Source organism: Dietzia sp. UBA5065, assembly GCA_002415925.1.
Classification (GTDB): Bacteria; Actinomycetota; Actinomycetes; order Mycobacteriales; family Mycobacteriaceae; genus Dietzia.
On the sequence record DIAZ01000117.1, the window covers coordinates 2,503 to 8,106 of the forward strand.

Below are 5,604 nucleotides of genomic sequence, written 5' to 3' on the forward strand. Positions count from 1 at the left end.
TGGGCTGGTGACTCGGGCTGGGCCGGCGGTGGGGAGTCCGGGTCGGGGGCCCGGATTCGTTCGTTCGTGCCCCACTCATGCATTCTAGAACACGTTTCCTAGAACACGTTCTATTATGGGGGCGAGTGCGGGCCCGATGGCCCCGCCGGCACACCCCACGTCCCGCCGAGGAGTCACCGTGAGCATCGCCACCACCCCGGATCAGGCCGAGATCCAGAGCTCGATCAAGGCATGGGCGAAAGCCGCAGATCCGGTGTCGACAGTACGCGCCCAGGAATCCGACCCGGACGCGTGGAAGGCGCTCTGGCCGCAGCTTGCCGAGCTCGGGCTCTTCGGCGTCGCCGTGGCCGAGGAGCACGGCGGCGCGGGCGCGGAGGTCGTCGACCTGGCCTGCATGCTCGAGGCGGCCGCCGCCCGGATGGCCCCGGGCCCGATCATGTCCACCGCGCTCGCCGGCGTCCTGGTCTCCCGCGCGGGCGGCGCGGTCGCCGCGGCGCTGGGCGAGACCCTCGCCGAGGGCGGCCTGCCGGTGGGCGTGTGCCTGGGCTTCGGCTCCACCACGCTCGACGGCTCGGGCGCGGTGACCGGCGACCCGGGCCTCGCCTACGGCGGAACGGTCGGCGGCGGCCTCCTGCTTCCGGTCGAGGTCGGCGGCGACACCCGCTGGGCCCTGCTCGAGGCCGGCACGGAGGGGGTCACCCTGACGCCGTCCACGCCGTACGACATCTCGGCCTCGGTCGCCCGCGTGAGCCTGGCGAACGTGGCCATCCCGGAGAGCCGCGTCCTCGAGGGGATCACCACCGACCACGTCCACCAGCTGTTCGCGACCCTCGCGGCCGCCGAGGCCGCCGGCGTCGCCGAGTACACCCTCACCACGGCGGTCGAGTACGCCAAGATCCGCGAGCAGTTCGGCCGCACCATCGGCTCGTTCCAGTCCATCAAGCACCTTGCGGCCGACATGCTCTGCCGCACCGAGCAGGTCCGGGCCCTGGCCTGGGACGCCGCCGTCGCCGCCGAGGACCTCGGCGCCGCCGACTCCGAGCTACCCGTCGCGGCGGCGGTCGCCGGGGCGCTGGCCTTCGACAACGCCGTGCGCAACTCCCAGGACTGCATCCAGATCCTCGGCGGCATCGGCTTCACCTTCGAGCACGACGCCCACTTCTACCTGCGCCGGGCGGGCGCGCTGAGGCAGGCGATCGGCGGTGCCGCCCGCTGGCGCCGCTCCCTGGCCGAGCTCACGCTGGCCGGCAGGCGCCGCCACCTGGACATCGACCTGTCGGTGATCGACGGGATCGACGCCAGGCGCGAGGAGATCCGCGCGCTGGTGGCCCGTGTCGCGGCCGTCGACGGCGACGAGCGCAAGCGTGCCCTGGCCGACACCGGCCTGTTCATGCCGCACCTGCCCGAGCCGTGGGGCCTGGGCGCCTCGCCGGCCGAGCAGCTGATGATCGACGAGGAGCTCGAGGCGGCGGGCGTCGCGCGCCACGACATCACCATCGGCGGCTGGGCCGTCCCGACCATCCTCCAGGCCGCACCCGAGCACGCGGACAGGCTCGTCCGCGACACCATGGCCGGGACGGTCAAATGGTGCCAGCTATTCTCCGAGCCCGGCGCGGGCTCCGACCTCGCGGCGCTGCGCACCACGGCGGAGAAGGTCGAGGGCGGCTGGAAGCTCAACGGCCAGAAGGTGTGGACCTCGCTGGCCCGCGAGGCCGACTGGGCCATGTGCCTGGCCCGGACCGACCCCGGCGCCCCCAAGCACAAGGGCATCACCTACTTCCTGGTGGACATGCGCTCCGAGGGGATCCGCACCTCGCCGCTGCGCGAGATCACGGGCGAGGCCCTGTTCAACGAGGTCTTCCTCGAGGACCTGTTCGTCCCCGACGAGTTCCAGGTGGGCACCGTCAACGACGGCTGGAAGATCGCCCGCACCACGCTGGCCAACGAGCGCGTGGCCATGGGCGGCGGCTCCTCGCTCGGCGACGCCGCCGAGGAGATCATCGGGCTCATCGAGGCGGCCGGGGTCTCGGGCGACGCCGTGGTCCTGGACGAGCTGGGCAAGCACATCGCCGACGGCGTGGTGGGCAGCCTCCTCGACCTGCGGACCGCCCTGCGCACCCTCGCCGGCGCCGGCCCGGGCGCCGAGTCGTCCGTCCGCAAGATCGTGGGCGTGCGCCACCGCCAGGACATCGCCGAGTTCGGCCTCGAGCTCACCGGCACGGCCGGGGTCGAGTTCACCGAGCAGGGCCGCAAGTTCCTCATGGTCCGCTGCCTGTCGATCGCCGGCGGCACCGAGCAGGTGCTGCTCAACGTGGTGGGCGAGCGCATCCTCGGCCTGCCCCGCGACTGAGCCGCCCCGACCCGACCCGGCCCGCCCCCACCGACCCGAACAGGACTGATCCCCCGTGGACTTCACCCGTACCGAGACCCAGGCCGCCGTCGCCGAGGCGGTCGCCGGCGCACTCTCCACCGCCGCCCCGGCGGAGGAGCTGCTCACCGCGCTGCCCAGCCGCAGCGTCGACGACGCCGGCTACGACGAGCGCCTGTGGTCGGCGTTCGCCGGGTCGGGCCTGCTCTCCCTGGGCCTGCCCGAGGCGCTCGGCGGGGACGGCCTCACCGCGGCGGACATCGCCGTGGTCCTGGAGGAGGTCGGCCGGGCCGGGGTGGTGATCCCGGCGCTGGAGACCCTGGGCCTGGGCGTCCTGCCGATCGTGGCCCTCGGCACCGCCGACCAGCAGCGGGCGCTGCTCGAGGGCATCGAGGACGGCCGCATCCTCACCGCCGCCGTGGCCGAGCCGGGCAACCCGCTGCCGCTCGCGCCCTCCGTGCGGCTGGACGGCGGGACCATCACCGGGACCGTCACCGCGGTCCGCTACGCGGCCCAGGCACGGTCGGTCCTCGTGCCGGCGTCCACGCCCGAGGGTGCCGTCCTCGTCGTCGTGGCCCCCGATGCCCCGGGCGTCACCCTGACGCCGACCCTCGGGTCCCTCGGCGTGCCCGAGTACGCGATGCGGTTCGAGGCCACGCCGGTCGACGACGACGAGGTCCTCCGCGGCACGGGGGACGAGTCCGTCCTCGAGGTCTTCCGACGCCTCGTCCTGTCCGCCTGCATCGCCCACGGCGACGGCCTGGTCTCCGGCGCGCTGGACATGACGGCCGAGTACCTCAGGGGGCGGGTCCAGTTCGGCAGGCCGCTCGGGGCGTTCCAGGCGGTCCAGCAGGAGCTGGCCGACGTCTACATCGTCTCGCGCACGCTGCACGGGATCGCGCAGTCGGTGTCCTGGCGCGTGGCGGAGGGGCTGACCGGCCCGTCCGACCGCTACGCCACCGACCCCACGATCGGGGCCTACTGGCTGGCCGCCGAGGGTCCGCGCGCGGTGCAGATCCTGCACCACCTCCACGGCGGCGTCGGCGTGGACATCACGTACCCCATGTTCCGGTACTCCTCGGCGGTCAAGGACCTCGCCCGCTTCGTGGGAGGCCCCCAGCTCCACCTGGAGGAGCTGGCCGCCGCGGTCGCGGCCGATCCGGTCGACCACGTGGGGAGCCCCGCCGGGGACGCCGGCGCGCAGGGGGACGGCACGTTCATCGACCTCACCCCCGACCAGCGGGCGCTGCAGGCCGAGCTGCGCGAGTACTTCTCCACGCTCATCTCGCCCGAGGAGGCGGCGGACATCGCCACCACCCGCCACGGCGACACCTACGCGGAGATCATCAGGCGGATGGGCCGCGACGGCTGGCTGGGCGTGGGCTGGCCCACCGAGTTCGGCGGCAAGGGCTTCGGCCACATCGAGCAGCTGCTCTTCACCAACGAGGCCACCCGAGCCGACGTGCCGCTGCCCTCGGTGACGCTGCAGACCGTGGGGCCGACCCTGCAGAAGTACGGCTCCGAGGTGCAGAAGGAGAGGTTCCTCCCCGGCATCCTCGAGGGCTCCCTGCACTTCGCGATCGGCTACTCCGAGCCGGACGCGGGCACCGACCTCGCCGCGCTGCGCACCACCGCCCGGCGGGACGAGGCGACCGGCGACTGGATCATCAACGGCCAGAAGATGTGGACCACCGGCGGTCACCACGCCGACTACATCTGGCTGGCCGCGCGCACGGGCACGCCGGATTCGCGGCACCGCGGGCTGACGATCTTCATCGTGGACACCACCGACCCCGGGTTCTCCTTCACCCCGATCATCACGTGCGACGGCGCGCACCACGTCAACGCCACCTACTACCAGGATGTGCGCGTGCCCGCGGACATGGTGGTGGGCGAGGTCGACGGCGGCTGGAAGATGCTCACCACCCAGCTCAACCACGAGCGGGTCATGCTGGCCCCGGCCGGGCGGCCGGGCGGGTACTACGACCAGCTGGCCGACTGGGCCCGCGGCACCGGCGCCGACGGGGTCCGGCACCTGGACCGCCCCGAGGTGCGGCGCGGGCTGGCCGAGATCTCCGCCGTGGTCCGCCTCAACGAGCTGCTCAACTGGCAGGTCTCCTCGGCGGGGGAGAACCCGTCGATGGGCGACTCGGCGGCGTCCAAGGTGTTCTCCACCGAGAAGATCCAGCACGTGGGCCGGATCGTCGAGGAGCTCCTCGGGCGCTTCGGCGACCCCACCGATCCCGACACGGCCGCGCTGCAGCGCTGGTTCGACATGATGAACAAGCGCAACGTCGTGATCACCTTCGGCGGCGGCGTCAACGAGGTCATGCGCGAGCTGGTCTGCATGGGCGGCCTCGGCATGCCCCGCACCGCCCGCTAGACCGCCCCCGCCCACGCCCACGAACCCACGAGAAGGCACCCATGAGTGACGAGCAGGCCGGCCGCATCCTCGCCGCGGCCGAGGAGATCCGGGCCGCCGGCGGCAGCGCCCGCCGCGCGGGCCGCGATCCCGTCAACACGCCCATGATCCGCAACTGGACCGAGGCGATCGGGGACCGGAACCCGATCTACGAGTCCGAGGAGGCGGCCGTGGAGGCCGGGCACGGCGGGCTGGTCGCGCCGCCCGCGATGGCGCAGGTGTGGACCATGCGCGGGCTCGGCAGGACCCGCGAGGCGGACGACCCGCTCGGCAACATGACCGATCTCCTCGACGCCGAGGGCTTCACCTCCGTCGTGGCCACGAACTGCGACTCGACCTACCACCGGTACACGCGGCCGGGCGAGGAGGTCACCATCCAGTCGGTGCTCACCGACGTGGTGGGCCCCAAGACCACCGGCCTGGGCGAGGGCTGGTTCTTCACCACCCGCAACTACTGGCGGGTCGGCGACGAGGTGGTGGCCGAGATGGACTTCCGGATCCTCAAGTTCCGCCCCGCCGCCACGAAGGCCGAGGCCACCGCCGCCATCGTCTCGAGCTCCGGCTCGCCCACCGACGACCTGGTCCCCGGCAAGGTCCTGCGCCCGTCGGTCTCCCAGGACACCGCGTTCTTCTGGGAGGGCGTGCGCGCCCACGAGCTGCGCATCCAGACGCGCGAGGACGGCTCGCTCCAGCACCCGCCGGTCCCGGCGCTGTGGAAGGACAAGTCCGAGCAGACCGACTTCGTGGTCTCCTCGGGGCGCGGCACGGTGTTCAGCTTCGTCACCCACCACGCCCCGCGCGTGCCGGGCCGCAC

At 73.2% G+C, this 5,604-nt stretch carries 3 protein-coding genes; all 3 read left to right on the plus strand.

Annotation, left to right across the window (positions count from 1 at the left end; translation table 11 throughout):
- The first annotated feature begins 178 nt into the window (after positions 1-178).
- Positions 179-2,350, plus strand: a complete 2,172-nt coding sequence (locus B4M60_RS09040) for an acyl-CoA dehydrogenase (RefSeq protein WP_291082527.1) — start codon at positions 179-181, stop codon at positions 2,348-2,350.
- A gap of 55 nt (positions 2,351-2,405) precedes the next feature.
- Complete coding sequence (locus tag B4M60_RS09045; protein WP_291082530.1) at positions 2,406-4,751, plus strand: acyl-CoA dehydrogenase; 2,346 nt, start codon at positions 2,406-2,408, stop codon at positions 4,749-4,751.
- 41 nt (positions 4,752-4,792) lie between these two features.
- Positions 4,793-5,604: bifunctional MaoC family dehydratase N-terminal/OB-fold nucleic acid binding domain-containing protein (locus B4M60_RS09050; RefSeq protein WP_291082533.1), on the plus strand; the 812-nt coding region annotated here is incomplete at its 3' end.